Annotated in this window: 24 protein-coding genes and 1 riboswitch; of the genes, 23 read left to right on the forward strand and 1 reads right to left on the reverse strand. The window is 45.9% G+C overall.

Translation table 11 applies throughout. The features are described 5' to 3' along the window. Positions 1 to 96: 96 nt before the first annotated feature. The 10 genes from AC1S8V_RS00085 to rsmI all read left to right on the forward strand — a co-directional run bounded on the left by AC1S8V_RS00085 (position 97) and on the right by rsmI (position 7,242). Positions 97 to 471, forward strand: coding sequence for a CidA/LrgA family protein (locus tag AC1S8V_RS00085; RefSeq protein ID WP_482074354.1), 375 nt, complete (start codon positions 97 to 99; stop codon positions 469 to 471). After that, positions 444 to 1,136 carry an LrgB family protein gene (locus tag AC1S8V_RS00090; RefSeq protein WP_482071981.1) on the forward strand — a complete coding sequence of 231 codons (693 nt, stop codon included), beginning with the start codon at positions 444 to 446 and terminating at the stop codon, positions 1,134 to 1,136. Before AC1S8V_RS00085 ends, AC1S8V_RS00090 begins: the two co-directional genes overlap by 28 nt. A gap of 218 nt (positions 1,137 to 1,354) precedes the next feature. Further along, positions 1,355 to 2,002 carry a dTMP kinase gene (gene tmk / locus AC1S8V_RS00095; RefSeq protein WP_482071982.1) on the forward strand — a complete coding sequence of 216 codons (648 nt, stop codon included), beginning with the start codon at positions 1,355 to 1,357 and terminating at the stop codon, positions 2,000 to 2,002. Between the two features lie 61 nt (positions 2,003 to 2,063). Then, positions 2,064 to 2,393, forward strand: a complete 330-nt coding sequence (locus AC1S8V_RS00100) for a cyclic di-AMP receptor DarA (RefSeq protein WP_017691391.1) — start codon at positions 2,064 to 2,066, stop codon at positions 2,391 to 2,393. 349 nt (positions 2,394 to 2,742) lie between these two features. Continuing rightward, entirely contained in the window at positions 2,743 to 3,186 is a 444-nt protein-coding gene (locus AC1S8V_RS00105) for a YaaR family protein (protein ID WP_482071983.1), read from the forward strand. Between the two features lie 9 nt (positions 3,187 to 3,195). After that, positions 3,196 to 4,167: a DNA polymerase III subunit delta' gene (gene holB / locus AC1S8V_RS00110; protein WP_482071984.1), complete on the forward strand. Its 972-nt coding sequence runs from the start codon at positions 3,196 to 3,198 to the stop codon at positions 4,165 to 4,167. Between the two features lie 117 nt (positions 4,168 to 4,284). Next, positions 4,285 to 5,085, forward strand: a complete 801-nt coding sequence (locus tag AC1S8V_RS00115) for a PSP1 domain-containing protein (RefSeq protein WP_053778939.1) — start codon at positions 4,285 to 4,287, stop codon at positions 5,083 to 5,085. Between the two features lie 28 nt (positions 5,086 to 5,113). Then, complete coding sequence (gene yabA, locus AC1S8V_RS00120; RefSeq protein WP_482071985.1) at positions 5,114 to 5,482, forward strand: DNA replication initiation control protein YabA; 369 nt, start codon at positions 5,114 to 5,116, stop codon at positions 5,480 to 5,482. Between the two features lie 95 nt (positions 5,483 to 5,577). Next, positions 5,578 to 6,357, forward strand: a complete 780-nt coding sequence (locus AC1S8V_RS00125) for a tRNA1(Val) (adenine(37)-N6)-methyltransferase (RefSeq protein ID WP_482071986.1) — start codon at positions 5,578 to 5,580, stop codon at positions 6,355 to 6,357. Beyond that, a complete protein-coding gene (gene rsmI, locus AC1S8V_RS00130; RefSeq protein WP_482071987.1) occupies positions 6,358 to 7,242 on the forward strand; it encodes a 16S rRNA (cytidine(1402)-2'-O)-methyltransferase in 885 nt (294 codons plus the stop codon). A 237-nt stretch (positions 7,243 to 7,479) separates the two neighbouring features. On the opposite strand, the gene AC1S8V_RS00135 is transcribed toward rsmI, so the two are convergent. Continuing rightward, positions 7,480 to 7,734 (reverse strand): AbrB/MazE/SpoVT family DNA-binding domain-containing protein, encoded by a 255-nt coding sequence (locus tag AC1S8V_RS00135; protein WP_017691383.1) that lies wholly within the window; start codon positions 7,732 to 7,734, stop codon positions 7,480 to 7,482. Between the two features lie 317 nt (positions 7,735 to 8,051). On the opposite strand from AC1S8V_RS00135, the gene AC1S8V_RS00140 reads away from it, so the two are divergent. The 13 genes from AC1S8V_RS00140 (at position 8,052) to glmU (ending at position 19,955) form a co-directional block, all read left to right on the forward strand. Next, on the forward strand, positions 8,052 to 9,329 hold the full coding sequence (locus tag AC1S8V_RS00140; protein WP_482071988.1) for an HD domain-containing protein: 1,278 nt from the start codon (positions 8,052 to 8,054) through the stop codon (positions 9,327 to 9,329). Positions 9,330 to 9,661: 332 nt separating this feature from the next. Next, a complete protein-coding gene (locus AC1S8V_RS00145; RefSeq protein ID WP_482071989.1) occupies positions 9,662 to 10,432 on the forward strand; it encodes a TatD family hydrolase in 771 nt (256 codons plus the stop codon). A 241-nt stretch (positions 10,433 to 10,673) separates the two neighbouring features. Next, positions 10,674 to 10,927, forward strand: a riboswitch (cyclic di-AMP (ydaO/yuaA leader). A 273-nt stretch (positions 10,928 to 11,200) separates the two neighbouring features. Beyond that, complete coding sequence (locus tag AC1S8V_RS00150) at positions 11,201 to 12,385, forward strand: ubiquitin-like domain-containing protein (protein ID WP_482071990.1); 1,185 nt, start codon at positions 11,201 to 11,203, stop codon at positions 12,383 to 12,385. Positions 12,386 to 12,540: 155 nt separating this feature from the next. Next, positions 12,541 to 13,086 carry a ribonuclease M5 gene (gene rnmV / locus AC1S8V_RS00155; protein WP_482071991.1) on the forward strand — a complete coding sequence of 182 codons (546 nt, stop codon included), beginning with the start codon at positions 12,541 to 12,543 and terminating at the stop codon, positions 13,084 to 13,086. Between the two features lie 4 nt (positions 13,087 to 13,090). After that, a complete protein-coding gene (gene rsmA, locus AC1S8V_RS00160) occupies positions 13,091 to 13,993 on the forward strand; it encodes a 16S rRNA (adenine(1518)-N(6)/adenine(1519)-N(6))-dimethyltransferase RsmA (protein WP_272907837.1) in 903 nt (300 codons plus the stop codon). A 59-nt stretch (positions 13,994 to 14,052) separates the two neighbouring features. Next, complete coding sequence (gene yabG / locus AC1S8V_RS00165) at positions 14,053 to 14,949, forward strand: sporulation peptidase YabG (RefSeq protein WP_482071992.1); 897 nt, start codon at positions 14,053 to 14,055, stop codon at positions 14,947 to 14,949. A 153-nt stretch (positions 14,950 to 15,102) separates the two neighbouring features. Next, positions 15,103 to 15,378, forward strand: a complete 276-nt coding sequence (gene veg, locus AC1S8V_RS00170) for a biofilm formation stimulator Veg (protein ID WP_482071993.1) — start codon at positions 15,103 to 15,105, stop codon at positions 15,376 to 15,378. 255 nt (positions 15,379 to 15,633) lie between these two features. Further along, a complete protein-coding gene (locus tag AC1S8V_RS00175) occupies positions 15,634 to 15,807 on the forward strand; it encodes a small, acid-soluble spore protein, alpha/beta type (protein WP_186328011.1) in 174 nt (57 codons plus the stop codon). 149 nt (positions 15,808 to 15,956) lie between these two features. Continuing rightward, on the forward strand, positions 15,957 to 16,811 hold the full coding sequence (ispE, locus tag AC1S8V_RS00180; RefSeq protein WP_482071994.1) for a 4-(cytidine 5'-diphospho)-2-C-methyl-D-erythritol kinase: 855 nt from the start codon (positions 15,957 to 15,959) through the stop codon (positions 16,809 to 16,811). A 97-nt stretch (positions 16,812 to 16,908) separates the two neighbouring features. Continuing rightward, the gene (gene purR / locus AC1S8V_RS00185) at positions 16,909 to 17,736 is read left to right on the forward strand and encodes a pur operon repressor (RefSeq protein ID WP_145326525.1); all 828 of its coding nucleotides are present in this window, start codon (positions 16,909 to 16,911) and stop codon (positions 17,734 to 17,736) included. 187 nt (positions 17,737 to 17,923) lie between these two features. Continuing rightward, entirely contained in the window at positions 17,924 to 18,208 is a 285-nt protein-coding gene (gene spoVG / locus AC1S8V_RS00190) for a septation regulator SpoVG (protein WP_017691372.1), read from the forward strand. An 83-nt stretch (positions 18,209 to 18,291) separates the two neighbouring features. Next, complete coding sequence (locus AC1S8V_RS00195) at positions 18,292 to 18,510, forward strand: hypothetical protein (protein ID WP_482071995.1); 219 nt, start codon at positions 18,292 to 18,294, stop codon at positions 18,508 to 18,510. A gap of 53 nt (positions 18,511 to 18,563) precedes the next feature. Next, on the forward strand, positions 18,564 to 19,955 hold the full coding sequence (gene glmU, locus AC1S8V_RS00200; protein WP_482074355.1) for a bifunctional UDP-N-acetylglucosamine diphosphorylase/glucosamine-1-phosphate N-acetyltransferase GlmU: 1,392 nt from the start codon (positions 18,564 to 18,566) through the stop codon (positions 19,953 to 19,955). The last annotated feature ends 77 nt before the right edge of the window (positions 19,956 to 20,032 follow it).

The following is a 20,032-nucleotide window of genomic DNA, read 5'->3' on the forward strand; positions in this document are numbered from 1 at the left end:
TTTAGTTCAACTTATATAGATAGACATAAGAAAGAAGGGAACACTTTGGGGATTCCACTAAAAAAATATACAGGAATAGTTCTGCAAGTTTTGTTGATGTACGGTTTTTATTGGATTGGAAACTTGATTCAAGCTGTATTACATCTGCCGTTAACAGGTAGTATTGTGGGCATGCTGGTATTGTTTATCACCATTCAACTGGGATGGATCAAAATGAGCTGGGGAGAAGAAGGGTCGACGTGGCTTCAATCTCATCTGCAATTGTTGTTCATCCCACCTACTGTGGGCATTATTAATCATTTTGATTTTTTTCGAGTCAACACATTGTTATTGGTCCTGGGTTTGATCGTTAGCACATTAATCACATGTCTGATATCTGCCAAATTAAGTGAGTGGCTCATGACATGGAGATCGTCTCATTCAGGTAAAAAGGAGGCGATCACTTGTCAGCATTCATCCTCGGAATTGTAATGATCGCGCTAACCATCGCTGTATATATTCCAGCCACTCGTCTATATAAAAGATTGAAATGGCCGATACTTATGCCTGTACTCACAACGACTGCCATACTGATTCTGATCTTGGTGATTTCCGGTATAAAGCTGGATACGTACATGCTGGGTGGCAAATGGATACAAGAACTTTTAGGCCCAGCAGTTGTATCTCTCGCTTTTCCCTTGTCCAGACATCTGCATGTGCTGAAGCAAAACATCATTCCAATTGTGGGTGGAACGATCGGTGGCAGTATTACAGGTATCGCCACAGGTGCCTTAATCGCGATTCTGCTTGGCTATCCTCAAGAGATGGTCATCGCTTTATTGCCAAAATCCGTGACAACTCCTGTCGCTATTCAACTTGCTAATCAGGTTGGAGGGAATGCCTCATTCACATCGCTGTTTGTGATGATTGCAGGTTTCTCAGGGATATTACTGGGGCCAATGCTCTTGAAATGGTCCAAAGTCCGCAGTAAACATGCCTATGGAATCGGACTGGGTTCAGCATCTCATGCCCTCGGTATGGCAAGGTCTTTCGAATATGGAGAGAATGCGGTGGCTCTCAGTTCGGTATCCATGATTGTCAGTGCCATTGCCGGATCAATTATGCTTCCATTATGGGTATGGATCATCTACGGTTGAAGGCTTTACTTTGTTGTTCATGTTGGAGTAACCGCTGACCTATAGTATTATAGAAAGAAAACAAGCTTGTATGATCTTGGTTTTATTATTACGTACCGATATAGCTGTAGCTATACACCTCTGGGCGGGGTATATCATATCCTGTAGCAAGAGGGGTCTAAGCATATTCATTACAGCAGCAATAGATGCAATTATCGACATAGAAAGCAGGGAAGCATATGCAGGGCAGAGGTAAATTCATTACGCTGGAAGGGGGAGAGGGTTCCGGTAAAACGACGATGATCGGTAGAATAGGCTCTTATTTTGAAGAACGGGGTATACCTTACGTAGTTACGCGAGAGCCTGGCGGAATTGAGATTGCGGAGAAAATACGTTCAATTATCCTGGACCCTCTTCATACGGCAATGGATACTCGAACCGAAGCACTATTGTATGCAGCTGCACGCAGACAGCATCTGGCGGAGAAGGTAGAGCCTGCACTGAGAGCTGGAAAAGCAGTCATCTGTGACCGATTTGTCGATAGCAGTCTGGTCTATCAAGGATACGCCCGTGGACTCGGGATAGAGAATGTATGGGCCATTAATCGCTTTGCGATCGGTGATCTCATGCCGGATGTGACCTTATATCTGGACATCGAGCCTGAAGTGGGGCTTGCTCGGATTGACGCTCATGATGGCCGCGAAGTGAACCGTCTGGATCTGGAAAACCTGGAGTTTCACCGTAAAGTGCGAGAGGGTTACTTCCTATTAAAAGAGCAGTTCCCGGAACGGATCAGGGTTATCGATGCTTCCATGAAACAGGAGGATGTCTTGGCAGCAATGATTTTGTCGCTGGAGACAGGGATTTTGAAGGATTTTGACGAGTAATTGTCTAATATATAGACAGGGCATTTAATAAAGGTGCTTATTCTAAAGGAGGTTATGCAGGATGAAACTGATTGTTGCGATTATACAGGATAAAGACAGCAACCGATTATCCAGCGCATTGGTCAAAGCAAACTTTCGGGCAACGAAGCTTGCCAGTACGGGCGGATTTTTGAAGGCAGGCAACACGACGTTTATGATCGGTGTCGATGATGGTCAAGTCGAATCCGTAATGAACGTCATTCGCAGCAGCTGTAAGGTTCGTGAACAGCTCGTGACTCCGGTCACACCGATGAGTGGAACAACCGACTCTTACCTGCCGCTACCTGTTGAAGTTCAAGTAGGTGGAGCTACTGTATTTGTTCTCCCGGTAGATCGCTTCGAACATTTCTAATTAAACTTATTGCATGGATCCCATTGATCCCATGAGGGTCTTTCATTTTCGATAGCATGTTGGAAACGATGGATGCAAGGAGATTTAAACAGAGTTCGTGCGTGCCTCTTACGGAACGCCTTTCTTGATGAGAAGAATTAGCACACTCTTTCCGGATGAGCATTTCCAGTGAGGAATGGTTCATTTCGGAAAGAGGTTGACTACAAACAACAAGTCCTTGATGGTGATGTATATCTACCATTATATATAGAGTGTGATCAGCATATATAAAAGCCTCATCCTCGCACAGGCGCAACGCGCACTGTGCTGATGGGCGATTGGCTAACTATGATAGAAAGCGGGCGTATCCATGAAAATCAATCCTGGATTCAGGCCGATTCAGAGCGGAATCAGTTCTACTGATACAGGTTCCAAACCGGTCCAATCCAAAAATTTCTCTGATATGATGAATCACCAGGGAGAACGAGCCTCACAAGCTGAACTGAATCGCCGGTTTAGTGAGATCCAGCTTCAGGGCGATCGCTTGGCACGTTCCATGACGATTCGTGAGCTGAAGGCGTATAAGCAACTGGTTAAAAGGTTTCTGGAAGAGACCGTTCGTCGCGGTGTATCCATGAAAGAGACAAGGGGTTGGGATCGTCGTGGCAGAGGCAAGCGGTACAAGCTGATTGATGAAATTGACTCCGCTCTGTTATCCATGGCTGATGAATTGCTGGATACAGAAGAAGGAAAAATCTCTCTATTACAACAAGTAGGCGAAATTCGGGGGATGCTTATTAATTTAAGCTTCTGAGGAGGAAGTATGTCCTTTCAACAGATTATGGGTCAACAGGCGGCCAAGCAAATGTTACAGAGTAGTTTGAGACGTCAGGCAATAAGTCATGCATATTTATTCAGCGGGCCATCTGGTAGCGGGCAACGGAAGACGGCAATTACCTTTGCCAAGGCGATATTCTGTACAGAGCTTGATGATGACGCATGTGGGCAGTGTCTTGAATGTCGTAAGGTGGATCATGGTAACCATCCGGATCTAACCATGCTTGCACCAGATGGAAACAACATTAAAATAGATCAAATCCGGGATCTGCAGCGTATCTTTTCATACCGATCAGAGGCAGGCCATCCCAAAGTATATATTATAGAACAAGCCGAGAAAATGACGGTGCAGGCAGCGAACAGTTTGCTGAAGTTTCTGGAGGAACCACAGGTACCCGCAGTCGGCATCCTGATTACAGATAATGGACAGGCCATGTTGCCTACGATCCGCTCACGTTCCCAATTGGTGCCGTTCAGCGCACTGAATCCGGAGGAGATGTTGCAATCTCTGATCGAGGAAGGGCACCCTGCCAATCTGGCTCGGTCTGCCGTCCATTTAGCGTCAGGATTGGAAGCATGTAGAGAAATTCTCCAGCAGAATTGGTTTGCAGAAATTAGAAACGTAATGTTACAATTAGGGAAGGAGTCCCTGGGTAGAGGAAGTACATCATTGATCTCTGCACAGCAGAAGCTTTTTAAAACCGGACTCTCTGAACACCTGGACATGCTGCTTAGTTTGTTCCATCTATGGTTTAGGGACATGCTGTATGTTCAGTACGATAGGCATGAACATATCGTTTTTATAGATCAGTTAGACATGCTATCTCAGTTGGCACATACCCGCAGCACAGAGCAGTGGGTCTCCTATATGGATATGGCCGCAGCATGCAGAAAAAAATTGCGTTTCAATGTCAATGGCCAGCTTTGTCTGGAGCAATTTTTGATCGGTTTGGCATAAGACTGGGAGAGGGCAGCGTCAGCTCCAATCATATGCAAACGGTTATAACTTCGGCCGGTTCCCTAAGAAGACGGGGCTTCAGACGAAGTGGGGTTGGCTTACAAGGGGGTTAATTTTTTGTACAGTGTAGTGGGTGTCCGTTTCAAAAAAGCGGGCAAAATTTATTACTTCGATCCCCTGGACCTTCCCATTGAGAAAGAAAACTGCGTTATCGTGGAAACAGCGCGGGGGGTAGAGTACGGTAAGGTTGTCGTTGGTAAGAAGGAAGTGGGCGAGTCCGATGTGGTGTTGCCGCTGAAGAAAGTCATCCGCGTTGCGGGCGAAACAGATGCCCGTGTGGTTGATGAGAACAAGCGTGCAGCCAAGGAAGCATTCGGTACTTGTTTAAATAAAATCAAAGACCATGGCCTCAAAATGAAGCTGGTCGATGTGGAATTTACGTTTGATCGCAATAAAATCATATTTTATTTTACAGCTGAAGGAAGGGTCGATTTCCGGGAGCTGGTCAAGGATCTGGCAAGCATATTCCGGACACGAATCGAGCTGAGACAGATTGGTGTACGTGATGAAGCGAAGATGCTTGGCGGAATCGGACCTTGCGGCCGTGTGTTGTGTTGTTCTTCCTGGCTGGGAGACTTTGAGCCGGTATCAATCAAGATGGCTAAAGATCAGAGCCTGTCACTGAATCCGACGAAAATTTCAGGGTTGTGTGGAAGACTCATGTGCTGTCTGAAATTTGAGCATGATAACTATGAAAGTGTGAGAGAAGAACTGCCGGCTGTAGGCAAACTGGTCGTCACCTCATTGGGTGAAGGAAAAGTTGTCGGAATTAATGCCGGTAGCCGCACAGTCCATGTTCAACTGTTCGACATCAGTAAAGTCAAAGAACTTCCGCTGGATGACGTCGTTATCAAGTAAACCATAAAGGTTGCTTCGGGGTGGAAACTTGGAAAAGAAAAATCTGTTTACGCACATTCATGAAATGGAAACCCAATTGGGTCAGTTGCACGGTGATTTAGGAGAGTTAAAAATGATTGTGAAGGAGCTGCTTGAGGATAATCAGCGGCTTACCATCGAGAATGAGCAGTTACGCAAACTGCTCAAACGTGAGGCACAGGCAGACCTGCCTATCTCGGCAGCACTCGCTCCTGTAGCCAGACCCGCAGGTCCGGCTACAGGAGAAGATGTCGTGGGTGAAGGGTATGATAATCTGGCCCGGTTGTATCACGAAGGCTTCCATATCTGCAACGTCTATTATGGACATCTGCGGACGGAAGGCGATTGTCTGTTCTGCCTGTCTTTTTTGAATAAATGAAGTGACCGTAGGGATCCCCTACGGTTTTTTTTCAAGGTTACAAACCTAAAGATAATGAACATGAGATATAGAATACCGGAGGATGAGCGTAACATATGGAAGTAAATGAAGTAGTGTTACATGAGTCAGAGCGGATTGATGATCTGCTCTCTCATGATCTGAGAATCATTCAAAGTGATGAAGTATTCAGTTTTTCAATGGATGCGGTATTGTTGGCTCGGTTTGCTTCCGTACCCAAACGGGGGCGTGTACTAGATTTGTGTACAGGTAATGGAGTAGTTCCTATTTTACTTACAACGCGCACGCAGGCTAGTCTGGAAGGGATTGAGATTCAGCCACGTTTGGCTGATATGGCTCGTCGCAGTGTGCAATTAAATGCACTGGACGAATCGATTATGATTCGTGAGGGTGATTTGCGTGAACTGGTAAAAGAAACGGGTCACGCTGTCTATGATGCAATAACGGTTAATCCTCCATACATGCCTCTAAATGGCAGTGATCTCAAGATGAACACACATCAGGCAATGGCACGTCATGAGATTGGATGTACCCTGGAAGAAGTGATCCAGGCTTGCAGTCGACTTGTACGTAATGGCGGCAAAGTATCAATGGTTCATCGTCCACAGCGCCTTGGCGAGATTATCTCGCTAATGCGCGAATATAAGCTGGAGCCAAAACGGATTCGGATGGTACATCCCCGTGCTCATCTGGAAGCCAATATGGTGTTAATTGAAGGGATGAAAGATGGTAAACCCGAAGTAAGGATGCTTCCTCCACTCATTGTCTACAATGAAGAGGGGAAATACTGTGAAGAGATTATGGATATTTATTATGGCCAGCAACATGCTGAGCGTACTACGAAAGGAGGACTATAGATGACTTTGCATATTCAGAAAAGTTATGCGGAGCAGCCTGAAGGATCAGGCAAGCTATATCTGGTTGGAACACCCATTGGTAATCTGGAGGATATGACCTTCCGAGCCATCAAGACATTGCAGAGTTGTGACATCATTGCAGCAGAAGATACACGCCAGACCCGAAAGCTGCTCACTCATTATGAAATTACACCTTCGATGCTGTTTAGTTATCATGAGCATAATAAGGGGGCGAGTGGACCTGAACTGATACGCTATATAATAGAAGGAAAAAATTTGGCACTCGTCAGTGATGCCGGTCTGCCGGCCATTTCGGACCCTGGTTCCGACCTTGTACAGCTTGCACTGGAAGCCGGAATAACGGTCATTCCCATCCCTGGACCCAATGCTGCTTTGTCTGCTCTGATCGTGTCCGGATTACCGACGGAGCGTTTTACATTCGGCGGCTTTTTGCCGCGGGAGAAAAAGGACATGCGAAAAGTGCTGGAGGCTTTTGACGAATCCAACGGGACTTTGTTATTTTATGAATCACCTCACCGTATACGAAAAACATTAGTCCATCTCGAAGAAATTCTGGGTGATCGTTCGATTGTTCTGGCTCGTGAGCTTACCAAGCGTCATGAGGAATTCGCAAGGGGTACTGTGAAGGAATCCATAGACTGGCTTGAAGAGCATCCGCCACTTGGTGAGTACTGTTTGCTGGTAGAAGGCATTAAGGAAGAGGAGCGTAAGGCTGAGCGCGAAGCATGGTGGCAACTCATGTCACTCGCGGATCATGTCAGCCATTATGAGGGAGAAGGACATAATCGCAAAGATGCAATGAAAAAAACGGCAAACGATCGTGGTCTGACGAAGCGCGATGTATATAATGCGTTAATCGAATAGCGAATCTGATCTCCAACATGAATGGAACATTAAAAAGAACAGAGTGGTTTAAAATCATTCCAAACGAATTTCACCACTCTCTCCTTGGTGGAGTGTTACAGACTCATTTTGGGGAATGGAACCCATAACAGGGAAAAAAATACCTTCCACGGTGGAATTCACACCGGGAAGGCCATTAAGGAATATGAAAAAGGTTAGAAATAACATTTTAGATAAGTCCAGTATACCTGTAATTTTTTATTTTGCTACAGGTGCAGGGATTTCGGAAATACATTCGTTACAAACAATTTTACCTTTGAAGTAAGTAACGTTCTCTGCATTACCACAGAAGATGCAAGCAGGCTCGTATTTTTTCAACATGATGCGCTCGCCGTCAACATAGATTTCCAGAGCATCTTTTTCACCAATACCGAGCGTACGGCGCAATTCAATTGGAATAACTACCCGTCCCAGTTCATCCACTTTTCTTACAATACCTGTTGATTTCATCATTATAATCAGTGCTCCTCTCAGCTAACTATCATTGTCATTATTCGACATTATTTTATGTTTTATGATACCCATCATACCAACGATTCCCAAATCAGTCAACCTTAAAATTAGCTTAAAATTAGGGCTGTTTTTCCTAAGGTTAATGGTGGTAAGGGATTGCAAGCTGTTTTTCGTATTTAAACATCAATGTCAGCTTTGTCGATTTGGAAAACGACAAAACCACCTTATTCGACATTATTCGTCATATTATGTCGAATCTTTGGTGATTCGTAGAGGTCAAAGCGTTAATATAAAAGAAATTAAAGGAGTGAGTCGATATGGAACAACGTCTAACGGAAGAGAAAGTGTTTAAAGATCCGGTACATAATTATATCCACGTGCAAGATCCGATTATATGGGAGTTAATCAATACCCCGGAATTTCAGCGGTTACGCCGGATTCGTCAGTTGGGGACTTCTTACCTTACCTTTCATGGAGCAGAGCACAGTCGTTTCTCACATTCACTGGGTGTTTATGAAATTACACGCAAGATCATCTCTCAATTTGAAAGAAGCCATTATTCAGATTGGCCAAAGGATGAAAAGATTGTAGCTCTGTGCGCAGCTCTACTTCATGATCTCGGGCATGGGCCGTTTTCTCATTCCATCGAGGAAGCTTTTGACATGAATCATGAAGATTGGACTTGTCGCATCATTACAGGTGATACCGAAGTAGGGGCAATCTTAAGACGGTATGCTCCTGATTTTCCTGAGAAAGTAGCTTCTGTGATTCAAAAGACGTATGAGCAGCCCATTGTGGTCAATCTGGTGACTAGCCCTCTTGATGCGGACCGAATGGATTATTTGCTCAGGGATGCTTACTTTACGGGAGTAAATTATGGCACGATCGATCTTGATCGTATCCTTCGCATGCTGCGCCCTTACCATGGGCGAATTGTAGTCAAGGAATCAGGCATGCATGCTGTGGAGGATTATTTAATGTCTCGGTACCAGATGTATTGGCAGATTTACTTTCATCCGGTAACCCGTAGTTCCGAAATTATATTGCGGCAAATATTCAAGCGAGCGAAAACACTCATAGAGGAAGGTTTTCAATTCCTCTTCATGATTGATCCACTTCCTCAATTATTTGAAGGAGAACTATCGGTAGATGAATATTTGCAGTTGGACGAAGCCTTGATTCAGACGGCATTTGCGCAGTGGCGCAAGGAGGACGATACTGTTCTGAGTGAGTTATGCGAACGTTTCATGGATCGCAAGTTATATAAGTATGTAGAGCTTGAACAGACCGACTTGACAATGATGGAAGAGATTCGGGAAGCTTTTGTCCAGGCAGGTCTCAATCCCGAATATGATCTGGAAATTGATTTTCCGTCGGATAATCCGTATGATGTGTTTCGTCCGGATGAATCCACGGATAAGCAGATTCTTCTGCTCGATCGACAGGACAAGTTACATGAGTTGTCAGAAGTATCCGACATTGTCCGTTCCATCAGTGGGCTGCATCGGGGAAAACATCATTTGTATTACCCGCAAAACAAGGTGGATGCGATTATTCACGAATTACCGTCCCATATACGCCCCTATTTCTTGTAATGATGAGGGTACAACTTGGTGAAAACTTCGAGTTCAAAAGACTTTCTAAAAGAGCTATTTTTCATGATACAGTAATCTGCTTTAATGGGCAGTATATGTAGATCGACATAATTTTGTAAATGAAAACATGTAGAATCATCTCAATCAGCCATATATAGATCAGAATATCTGTACATCTTCTATATATTGTAGTTGTGAAGCAATGAATGTATTGATGGTAATATACAGATTCCCCAAAATGTTTTATCTATGAAGCAATGAAATATTGAATTTTACACATTAAATTTTTAAACAAAGATAGTCGTTAGTTCGACATGAAGGGAGATACAAATATGATGCTGTTCGACACACATACACATCTGGATGCACCACAATTCGACGAGGACCGCGAGGACATGATTCAGCGTGCTGTGGATGCAGGAGTTGGTCGCATGATCAATATTGGCTTTAACCGGGAGACGATTCCAACCACAATGAAACTCGCTGAAACGTATGACTTTATATATGCAGTTGTAGGGTGGCATCCAGTAGATGCGATCACAATGCAGGAGGGCGATTTGGAGTGGATTGCGTCTTTATGCAAGCATGAAAAAGTGGTTGCAATCGGTGAGATTGGATTGGATTATCACTGGGATACTTCACCGAAGGAAATACAGCATCGCGTATTACGACAACAAATTGCTTTGGCACGTGAAGTGAACATGCCGATTGTCATCCATAATCGGGATGCGCACGAGGATATTATAAGAATTTTGCGTGAAGAGAAAGCGGGCGAGGTTGGTGGTGTGATGCACTCGTTCTCAGGCAGCTGGGAAACCGCAAAAAGTTGTCTCGATATGGGCTTCCATCTGTCCTTCGGAGGTCCGATCACATTCAAAAATGCAAAACAGCCCAAAGAGGTGCTGGCGAAGGTTCCGATGGACCGGTTTTTCATTGAAACAGATGCTCCATATTTGACACCTCATCCGTATCGCGGGAAACGAAATGAGACAGCGCATGTACGTCTGGTTGCAGAGGCAGCTGCGGAAATTAAAGGCATTTCGGTAGAGGAAATTGCTGCAATAACGACCAAAAATGCCATGGAACGATTTGGGATTCGTTAAAAAAACGAGCAAATCATGTGAAAAAGGGAGTTAAGCGGAGGTAATTTGCTCTTTGATCCAAATAAATCAAGAATATTACAATATTTTAACCAAATATTCAGAAAAACGTACTTGATCAACGCTTTACAACATGCATCAAAACAGGATATCATCTTTTCAGTGAATTGTTGTGCGGAAAATTGGACAGATGTTCGGGGGATGAACAAAGGGACACTTTCCGATGAAACAACATTACTTTCATGAATCAGTCTCGCTGAGTCTCCGTTAACGGAGAGCGGGGGAACCAATAAGGCTTAAACAGCGGTGTATTTAGCTGCTGCGCATCATTCGCTGACCCAAAAGCAGCGAAAGGAATTGCGAAGCCATATTTGATTTCTTCTTTGGGTCTCGGGGTGAATTCAAGGGCGTCCGCCATGAGCGGGTGACCTAAGATAGGGCGGCTCTCTTTCGCCCGAATCCGACAGCTAACCTCGCAAGCGGAAAAAGAGAGGCAACCTCGTGCATGAATTTCCGATATTCAGAATCATTCGGAAGCCACGAAAGAGTTCCTCTTACACTCTTTCTTTGGCTTTTTTGTTTTTGAATAAAAGAAATGTTGTCATCATACGGTAGGTATTCAGGAGGATGACATCATGTTGCGAAGATGGATTCATGGTGCAGAACCGGATTATGTTGGTCCGATCTGTGTTCTGTAGAAAATTTGGTATAGTCACGTCAAAGACATCATGCATTACTTTAGACGACGAGGCTATGAAGGAGGACGGAGAAGTGGGCACATTCCAACCAGAAGAGACCCATGAGTCACGATCATCCAGTAAGTCTTTCGCGTTGCGGTGGAAGCATGAGAACATGCGTCAAATGGCATTGATCGCGATTTTCTCAATTGCGCTTACAATCATGATCTTGTTAGTCGTTTACGGTCAGGCCGGGAAACAAATTTCACTGGTTATTGATGGCAAAGCTCAGGTGGTAGAGACTCGTACAGGAATGCTTCAGGAAATGCTGGAGGAGCAGTCGATCACAGTCAGCCCTCACGATAAGGTATCCATGTCCATGAATGGGGCGATTACAGATGGAGACCGAATCGTTATTGAGCGGGCCGTTCCAGTTAACATTACGGCAGACGGAGACACCAAGACTCTGTATACAACCGATTCATCGGTAGAAGATGCAATTCAAAAATCAGGTATTCAAGTTGAAAGTAATGATAAAGTGTATCCGGCGCTTGGAACTGCCATCAAAGCGGATATGAAGATCCGTGTAGTGCGCGTAACAAAGCGTACAGTGAATGTAGAGCAACCGATCGCTTACAAAGTAATTAAAACGGCTGACCCTAGCTTGTACAAAGGGGATAACCGTGTCGTTGTGAACGGCAAAGAAGGCACACTTGTACAGCACATCGAAAAGGTATTTCAGGATGGAGAATTGGTCTCCAAAAAAATGGTCGGCAAATCTGTCGCGAATAATCGTGTAGATAAAGTGATCGCTGTCGGCACCAAAGCAAAACCGATCGTGAAAGAACCTGAGATTCAGACCGTATCGGCTCAAACTTCAACAACCAAAAAGGCTACAACAACGAACTCGAAGAAAACATCTGCCTCGGGCAGCAAAGTAATTACCGTATCCGGCACTTCTTTTAAATACTCCAAAGTACTTAAAAATGTATCCATGACTGCCTACTCTTCCGAAGAGCCTGGCATTGGTACAAAAACAGCTTCCGGTACTCGTGTAACGGAAGGGCGCACCATTGCGGTTGATCCCAAAGTCATTCCAATTGGCTGGTGGGTATATATCGAAGGTCTGGGATTCCGTCGTGCGGAAGACACAGGCGGTGCCATTAAAGGCAACAAAATTGATGTATATTATGACAGTGTGAAGCATGCCCTGAATTTTGGACGCAAGAAAGGCAAGACGGTCTACGTGATCGGTCCGGTGAAGCCGGAAGCGAACTAAAATCGTTTTACTTTGAAATGGGAATGCTATAAAATAGTTGCATGAATGATTCATGCGGAATATGCGGCGGAGGAGTCTGAAATCAGTCTCCCCCGCCGTTTGGCAGAGAAGAGGATATTCCTCTTCTTTTTGCGTTAGAAAGGAAGAAATGGAACATGATAAAAGAAGTCATTGTGGTGGAAGGCCGTGACGATACGGTAGCCATCCGTCGGGCCGTGGAAGCCGATACAATAGAAACAGGTGGATCAGCAATCAACCAACGCATTCTGAAGCGGATTGCGCTTGCTCAGGAGAGACGGGGAGTCATTGTACTGACAGATCCGGATCATGCTGGCGAACGCATTCGTAAAATTATTGCGAATAAGGTCCCTGGCTGCAAGCATGCCTTCATTCCGGAAGCTGATGCAACGCGCAAAGGGGACATAGGGGTGGAGAATGCCTCACCGGAGGCGATCCGTCATGCTCTGGCGCGCGTACATACTTCATACGAAGGTGCTACGAGCCTGATCGATTGGGAGGACCTGATCGCGGCAGGACTTATCGTGCATCCGCAGGCTGCTGCACGTCGCATGGAGATGGGCAATCTGCTGGGCATCGGTTATTGTAACGGTAAGCAGTTCCACAAACGTCTCAGTGTATTTCAGATTACACGGGAAGAGTTCTCTACAGCATTAGCGCAAATTGAACGTGAAGGATTGTGAGCATATGAAAGACATGGAAGAGACGATAGAAATTGCAACGCCCAAGCGTACGAAAGAGATTATTCAAAGACACGGATTCTCATTCAAGAAAAGTCTGGGTCAGAACTTTCTGATCGATCAAAATATACTGAACAAAATCGTTAATGCAGCCGATCTGGACGAGTCCAAGGGCGCATTAGAGATCGGGCCGGGTATTGGAGCCCTTACGGAGCGACTGGCTCGGGTAGCCGGTCCTGTCACAGCCGTAGAGATTGACCAGCGCTTGATCCCCATCCTGGGAGAAGTGATGCAGCCCTATTCGAATGTACGTGTTCATCATGGGGATGTGCTGAAGCTTGATCTGGCTGAGTTGTTTAATACGGATTTTGCATCCGTGGACAAAGTCAGTGTTGTGGCTAACCTGCCTTACTATGTAACGACCCCAATCATGATGAAACTGCTGGAAGAGAAGCTGCCGGTAGACAGCATTGTTGTCATGATCCAAAAAGAAGTGGCTGAACGCATGGCTGCTGCACCGGGATCAAAAGATTACGGCAGTCTGAGCATCGCAGTTCAGTACTACAGTATGCCGGAGCTTGTGTGTATTGTGCCTCCTACGGTCTTCATTCCGCAACCTAATGTGGAATCAGCTGTCATTAAGCTGAAAGTGCGTGAGCAACCGCCAGTGGAGATCCCGGATGAAGCACACTACTTCGAAGTGGTACAGGCTTCTTTTGCCCAGCGGAGAAAAACAATCTCAAACAACTTGAAGGCTCGCTTCTTCACAAAGGAGAACCGGGAACAGGCAGACATTCTGCTGGAGCAGGCAGGTATTCAACCGTCCCGACGTGGAGAGACGTTGAGTCTGCAGGAGTATGCCACACTCAGCACCGTAATGTGGGAAGCAGGGGTACGTGCAGCGCTGTAAAATTTGAATGAACCAAACCGGGTCTCTGCCCATACGATGGGGTAGAGGTGATTACGTTGATGAATATCGGAGACTTGGTCGTTCGGAAGTCATACGGCGGCGATGTGACTTTTCGGGTGGAAGGCCTCCAGTTGGATGCTGCGGTCATTAAAGGGACTGAGTTCCGGCTGATTGCCGATTCCCCGGTGGACGATTTGATACAGGTTCCCTACGAACCGCAAAGCGCCAAGACCAGACAGGCGCATGTTAAGGCACATCAGACCCTTTCACGCCTGCAGCAGAATCGCATGGAACAGGCAGAGCGTTTCCGGGAAGGCCTGGTGCAGGATTGGTCTGCCCAGCAGGAACCGGCTTATTTTGAAATGCCTGGCAAGGTGCTTCATCTGGATGGAGATCCGAATTATTTGAAAAAAAGCATGGATCTCTATGAACAACTTCGTGTTCCCGCGGAGGGACAGTATGTTCATGAATCCGCAATGGCAGATACCTTATACCGTTTATTACCTAAAGTACGTCCGGATATCGTCGTCATTACGGGTCATGATGGGGTGTTAAAGACGCGTCAGCCTTATGACTTATATAGTCTTGGTAGCTACAAAAACTCGCAAAATTTTGTGGCGGCCATTCAGGTGGCCAGACAGTATGAACGTCATCTGGACGCACTCACCATTGTGGCAGGGGCCTGTCAGTCCCATTTTGAGGCACTGCTGCGCGCTGGAGCGAACTTTGCCAGTTCTCCGGGCAGAATTCTCATTCATGCGCTTGATCCGGTCTATGTGGCAGCAAAGGCCGCCTTCACATCTGTTCGGGATACAGTTAACATGACCGATGTTCTACACAATACCATCAGTGGTAGCCAAGGCGTGGGTGGAGTGGAGACACGTGGGAGTTACCGGGTAGGTCTGCCAGGATTGAATGATTTATCCACGTTAAAAGTGAACCCATCTGCGGTCTGATGTAGGCCATTTAAAGTCCCAATTTGGGGCTTTTTTTGTTTGTGAAAAAAATTATTGACAACAACTTTTTGATGCTGATATAATGATTAGTTTTGATTTGACAATGACTGTAAAATCCGGTATAATGGACAAGAAAAGAGGTGGTCGTCGACAATGGCTAAAAACACGCTGTTGGATATCAAACGCAATCTCGACGCACATATTGGTCAGAAAATTATGTTGCGGGCTAATGGTGGCCGCCGTAAGACCATTGAGCGTACGGGTGTATTGGAAGAAACGTACCCTTCTGTTTTTATTGTTAAGCTTGATGAGGAACAAGAAACTTTCAAGCGAGTATCTTATAGTTATGCGGATATACTTACGGAATCGGTGGAAGTCATGGTTTATGACCCGGGCAGCCAGACGCATAACTCCTACATGGAGACGTAAGTATCGATTTACAGGCGATTCGCCCCACAAGGCGGATCGCTTTTTTGTTTTTTTACAAAACCACTAATTCGCCCTCTAAGGTAAACCATGCACACTTAGGAATGAGCGAGGAACGGTCGCGGCATACTATTTGAACAGGTGAAGGAACAGTTTCTTAAGCATTAGGCAGGAAACTGAACTTGGCCTGGAGGTATGTTGTCTAAAGCGTGAACGGACTCATCACATCATGATGGATACTAAGGAGGAGGATGGTTCATGAGTCGGAGAAGAAGTGTCATGTCAGAGGATCTGAAGAATGAACTAGCGAAAGACCTGGGTTTCTATGATACGGTCCAACAGGAAGGCTGGGGCGGGATCAAAGCCAAGGATGCAGGAAACATGGTAAAACGTGCAATTCAACTTGCGGAACAGGCTGCGCGTAAATCTTAATCCGGTTCCATCAGATTGAAAAGCGGGGAAATCCTTCAGGAATAACCCCGCTTTTTCCCCATAGATGCGGAATAGAAATGACTTGACAGCCCCATTTTGATATAATATGTTAAGTTGTCTTAGGGAAAAGGTGAGGACGGGTGAACGCCTTGAAAATTTACGAAAAAGCGCCTGCTAAAATTAATTTGATGCTGGACGTTTTACATAAAAGAAGCGATGGATTCCATGAAGTTGAAATGATCATGACCATGGTCGATCTGGCCGATCGGCTGGAAATGTCGGAACTGCCGCGAGATACGATTTTCATCTCCAGTCAGGCAGGGTATATTCCACTGGATGAGAAAAATTTGGCTTTTCAGGCAGCCCGGCTTATTAAGGAGCGCTATAACGTGCGCACGGGTGTTCATATTCATCTGGACAAAAAGATTCCAGTTGCAGCTGGACTTGCAGGCGGTAGCAGTGATGCAGCAGCAGCTCTGCGTGGATTGAACCGTCTCTGGCGGCTCAATATACCGGATCACGAACTACAGAAGCTTGGAGCTGAACTCGGTTCGGATGTTCCATTCTGTATCACAGGAGGGACAGCGCTCGCTACAGGACGTGGTGAGAAATTGACGCCCATGCCTAATCCTCCGCAATGCTGGGTTATTCTGGCCAAGCCGCCTATTAATGTGTCTACAGCCGATGTATACGGACGGTTCCGTAGTGACAAGATCGTTCGGCATCCGAGTGCGGCGAAAATGGAGCAGGCCATTCGTGACCAATCATTTACGGATGTATGTAACCAGATGGGCAATGTGCTTGAAGATGTAACGTTGAAGCTGTATCCGGAAGTTCAGCATCTCAAGGATGCCATGATTCGTCTGGGTGCAGACGGTGTGCTGATGTCAGGCAGTGGTCCAACGGTATTTGGTCTGGTATCGAAAGAATCCAAGGTTGCCCGGATATACAATGGTCTGCGTGGCTTCTGCAAAGAAGTGTACGCTGTACGTATGTTGACGTGAAATTCGCTTTTATAATGTACAAACACGTATAAAGGTGGTATATTTTTAAATAATTATTCGGATTTAGATGTTTCCGTGATCGTGAGGATGGATCTCTGTGAAGAAGTTAAAACGAAGCGCAAGGCTGGTTGAAATGACGCAATACTTATTGTCCAGACCACATACGGTTATTCCGCTCACCACATTTGCCGAACGCTATGGAGCCGCGAAATCTTCCATTAGTGAAGATTTGGCGATTATCAAGGAAGTGTTCGAAGAAGGTGGGTCAGGAGAACTGAATACACTGGCTGGAGCAGCCGGGGGAGTTAGATGGATTCCGAAGGTGTCGCGAGAACTGGCATTGGCATTTGCAGAGCGACTCTCGACCCAGCTCGCTCAGCCTGATCGGATTTTGCCTGGAGAATACCTGTACATGTCTGATCTGCTCGGACAGCCCGCATTGATGAATGAAGCCGGCAAGATCTTTGCAACGGCCTTTGGCAATATGAATATTGATGTGGTTATGACGGTAGAAACCAAGGGAATTCCACTGGCTTATGCGACCGGAGCCCAGCTCAACCTGCCTGTTGTGCTCGTACGCAGGGACCATCAGGCTACAGAAGGATCGGCCGTAAGTATCAATTATGTATCGGGGTCCCATAAAAGTCTGCATACCATGTCCCTGTCTCGCAGGGCGATGCGTGAGCACTCCAGAGTACTTATTGTGGATGACTTCATGAAGGCTGGGGGTACGGTGCAAGGAATGATCGATCTTTTGGCCGAGTTTAATGCTACGGTAGCCGGGGTAGGGGTACTGGTGGAATCTGGTTCTGTGGATTCAGAAGAACGCCTGCTAACAGATTACGTATCACTGGCTAAGCTAACAGCAGTTGATGCCAAGAGCAGACACATTTCCGTGAAGCCTGGCAACTATTTTGACCTGTAGAAAGATGACGAATTTTATGTCGGGAAAGGTTCTTTTCCATCGACCTGGCACTAACATTGTCGAATTGTGTATTAAATAAAAAAATTCCTGAAATTAGGAAATTTTTGTGGTTATAAAAGAAGGAGTTCGTATAGGCTGTGTGGAATTATACACCAAGTTCTGATGGAAAAAGGTGGTGAACACACACATGCAAATTACGGATGTCAGACTCCGCCGTGTTAACTCGGAGGGGAGAATGAAGGCTATCGCATCCATTACCATCGATAACGAATTCGTCGTTCATGACATTCGTGTCATTGATGGTAACAACGGAATGTTTGTTGCTATGCCGAGCAAGCGGACTCCTGACGGAGAGTTCCGTGATATCGCCCACCCGATCTCTTCCGGTACTCGTGAGAAGATTCAGGCAGCAGTTTTGACTGAATATGATCGCGCAGCAACTGAGGAAGAAGTCATTGAAGAAGGTGCCTGAGAACATTATTGGGGTTCGAAGGAAAAGAGAGCCATGTCTTATGGCTCTCTTTTCTTTTTGACCGGAATAAGATATATTCAGTATTGAGTTTATTAGCAGAGAACAAAAAGCGCATCGTGCGCTTGGTGGCAGGGCGGCATCTTAGGAATCATTGGGATTCGGTTAAGCTCGCAGGTACACGGCGTATACATATAGGTCACGATTCGTTGGTGTCCGCGTTGTTACGTGTGATTACAGAGACAGCAGGCGATGAACAAGACCGGTTTAAGCCGGCTGAACGATACTCATTGGATATTAGGTAAGCAATGAACTTCAATGGGATTTTCAGAACAGGAGGTCGTTAATTTTGAAACGAATGGCAATCGTTCTTGCCGCAGGGCAAGGGAAACGAATGAAATCAAAATTGTACAAAGTACTGCATCCCGTATGCGGTAAACCTATGGTTGGACATGTGCTGGATGCAGCACTCAGCGCAGGCGTTGAACGCAGTGTAGTTGTAGTCGGTCATGGTGCCGAAGCGGTGCAGTCATTTTTGGGTTCCAGAGCGGAGTACGCACTTCAGGCGGAACAACTGGGAACAGGTCATGCAGTGAAGCAGGTTAAATCGTTGCTTGGCGGCGAAACAGGATCTACAATTGTAGTCTGTGGAGATACACCGCTTGTGACCAGTGAGACGTTGGAAGGTCTGATGAAGCTCCATGAGAGTAGCGGAGCAGCAGCGACGGTTCTTACGGCTCAGTTGGACAATCCCAAAGGCTACGGCCGAGTGATTCGCGGAGAAGATGGGTCTGTACAACGGATTGTGGAACAAAAGGATTGCACGGAGCAGGAAGATGCTGTGAATGAGATTAACACAGGCACATACTGTTTCGATAATGCCAAATTGTTCGCTGCCTTGGAAAAAGTGACGAACCAGAACGCTCAGGGAGAGTATTATCTCACAGACGTGGTTGGCATTTTCCGCAATGATGGAGAAGTCGTTGAGGCTTACATGTCAGATGACATCGCAGAATCCATCGGGGTTAATGACCGACTCGCACTTTCGCAAGCCGAAGCCTTCATGCGTGAACGTCTCGCCGTACGTCATATGTTGAACGGTGTTACGATCATTGATCCGTCATCGACATATATCGGAGCGGATGTTACGATTGGATCAGATACGGTATTGTATCCGGGGACGATCCTCAAAGGCAACACTTCCATTGGGGAAGCATGTCATATTGGTCCTCAGGCAGATGTGGAAGACAGCGTTATTCAGGATGGAGTTACGATTAAACATTCGGTGTTATCGAATGCCGAGGTTGGTTCTGATGCAACGGTTGGTCCATTTGCTAATTTGCGACCAGGGACTAAACTAGGTCGCAACGTAAAAATTGGTGACTTTGTTGAAGTGAAAAATGCTACAATTGATGAAGGATCCAAAGTATCTCATCTCAGTTATATTGGGGATGCCAAGGTAGGGAAAAACGTAAATGTTGGATGCGGGGCAATAACTGTCAATTATGATGGTTATAATAAAGCTGTGACAACGATTGAAGATGATGCTTTTGTAGGCAGCAACGTCAATCTGATCGCACCGATTACGGTAGGAAAAGGCGCTTATGTGGTTGCTGGCTCCACCGTTACCCATTCTGTTCCCGAGAATGATCTGGCCATTGCTCGTCCACGTCAGGAGAATAAACCTGGTTATGCGGAGAAGATTCGCGGACGTGCCAAAGTCAAGAAACAAAATGCCAAATCCCAATAAGGGGTTTTGATAACAAGATTGCCTCCCGAATACCGGGAGGTGCCGACATGTCGCAGACGCTTATAGATTCCAATGAA

This window comes from Paenibacillus sp. B46(2026) (genome assembly GCF_056786355.1).

Coding starts and splice junctions, on each gene's coding strand:
- AC1S8V_RS00085 (WP_482074354.1), top strand. CDS start 97: ATGTACGGTTTTTATTGGATTGGAAACTTGATTCAAGCTGTATTACAT.
- tmk (WP_482071982.1), top strand. CDS start 1,355: ATGCAGGGCAGAGGTAAATTCATTACGCTGGAAGGGGGAGAGGGTTCC.
- AC1S8V_RS00100 (WP_017691391.1), top strand. CDS start 2,064: ATGAAACTGATTGTTGCGATTATACAGGATAAAGACAGCAACCGATTA.
- AC1S8V_RS00105 (WP_482071983.1), top strand. CDS start 2,743: ATGAAAATCAATCCTGGATTCAGGCCGATTCAGAGCGGAATCAGTTCT.
- holB (WP_482071984.1), top strand. CDS start 3,196: ATGTCCTTTCAACAGATTATGGGTCAACAGGCGGCCAAGCAAATGTTA.
- AC1S8V_RS00125 (WP_482071986.1), top strand. CDS start 5,578: ATGGAAGTAAATGAAGTAGTGTTACATGAGTCAGAGCGGATTGATGAT.
- rsmI (WP_482071987.1), top strand. CDS start 6,358: ATGACTTTGCATATTCAGAAAAGTTATGCGGAGCAGCCTGAAGGATCA.
- AC1S8V_RS00135 (WP_017691383.1), bottom strand. CDS start 7,734: ATGATGAAATCAACAGGTATTGTAAGAAAAGTGGATGAACTGGGACGG.
- AC1S8V_RS00140 (WP_482071988.1), top strand. CDS start 8,052: ATGGAACAACGTCTAACGGAAGAGAAAGTGTTTAAAGATCCGGTACAT.
- AC1S8V_RS00145 (WP_482071989.1), top strand. CDS start 9,662: ATGATGCTGTTCGACACACATACACATCTGGATGCACCACAATTCGAC.
- rnmV (WP_482071991.1), top strand. CDS start 12,541: ATGATAAAAGAAGTCATTGTGGTGGAAGGCCGTGACGATACGGTAGCC.
- rsmA (WP_272907837.1), top strand. CDS start 13,091: ATGAAAGACATGGAAGAGACGATAGAAATTGCAACGCCCAAGCGTACG.
- yabG (WP_482071992.1), top strand. CDS start 14,053: ATGAATATCGGAGACTTGGTCGTTCGGAAGTCATACGGCGGCGATGTG.
- veg (WP_482071993.1), top strand. CDS start 15,103: ATGGCTAAAAACACGCTGTTGGATATCAAACGCAATCTCGACGCACAT.
- AC1S8V_RS00175 (WP_186328011.1), top strand. CDS start 15,634: ATGAGTCGGAGAAGAAGTGTCATGTCAGAGGATCTGAAGAATGAACTA.
- spoVG (WP_017691372.1), top strand. CDS start 17,924: ATGCAAATTACGGATGTCAGACTCCGCCGTGTTAACTCGGAGGGGAGA.
- glmU (WP_482074355.1), top strand. CDS start 18,564: ATGGCAATCGTTCTTGCCGCAGGGCAAGGGAAACGAATGAAATCAAAA.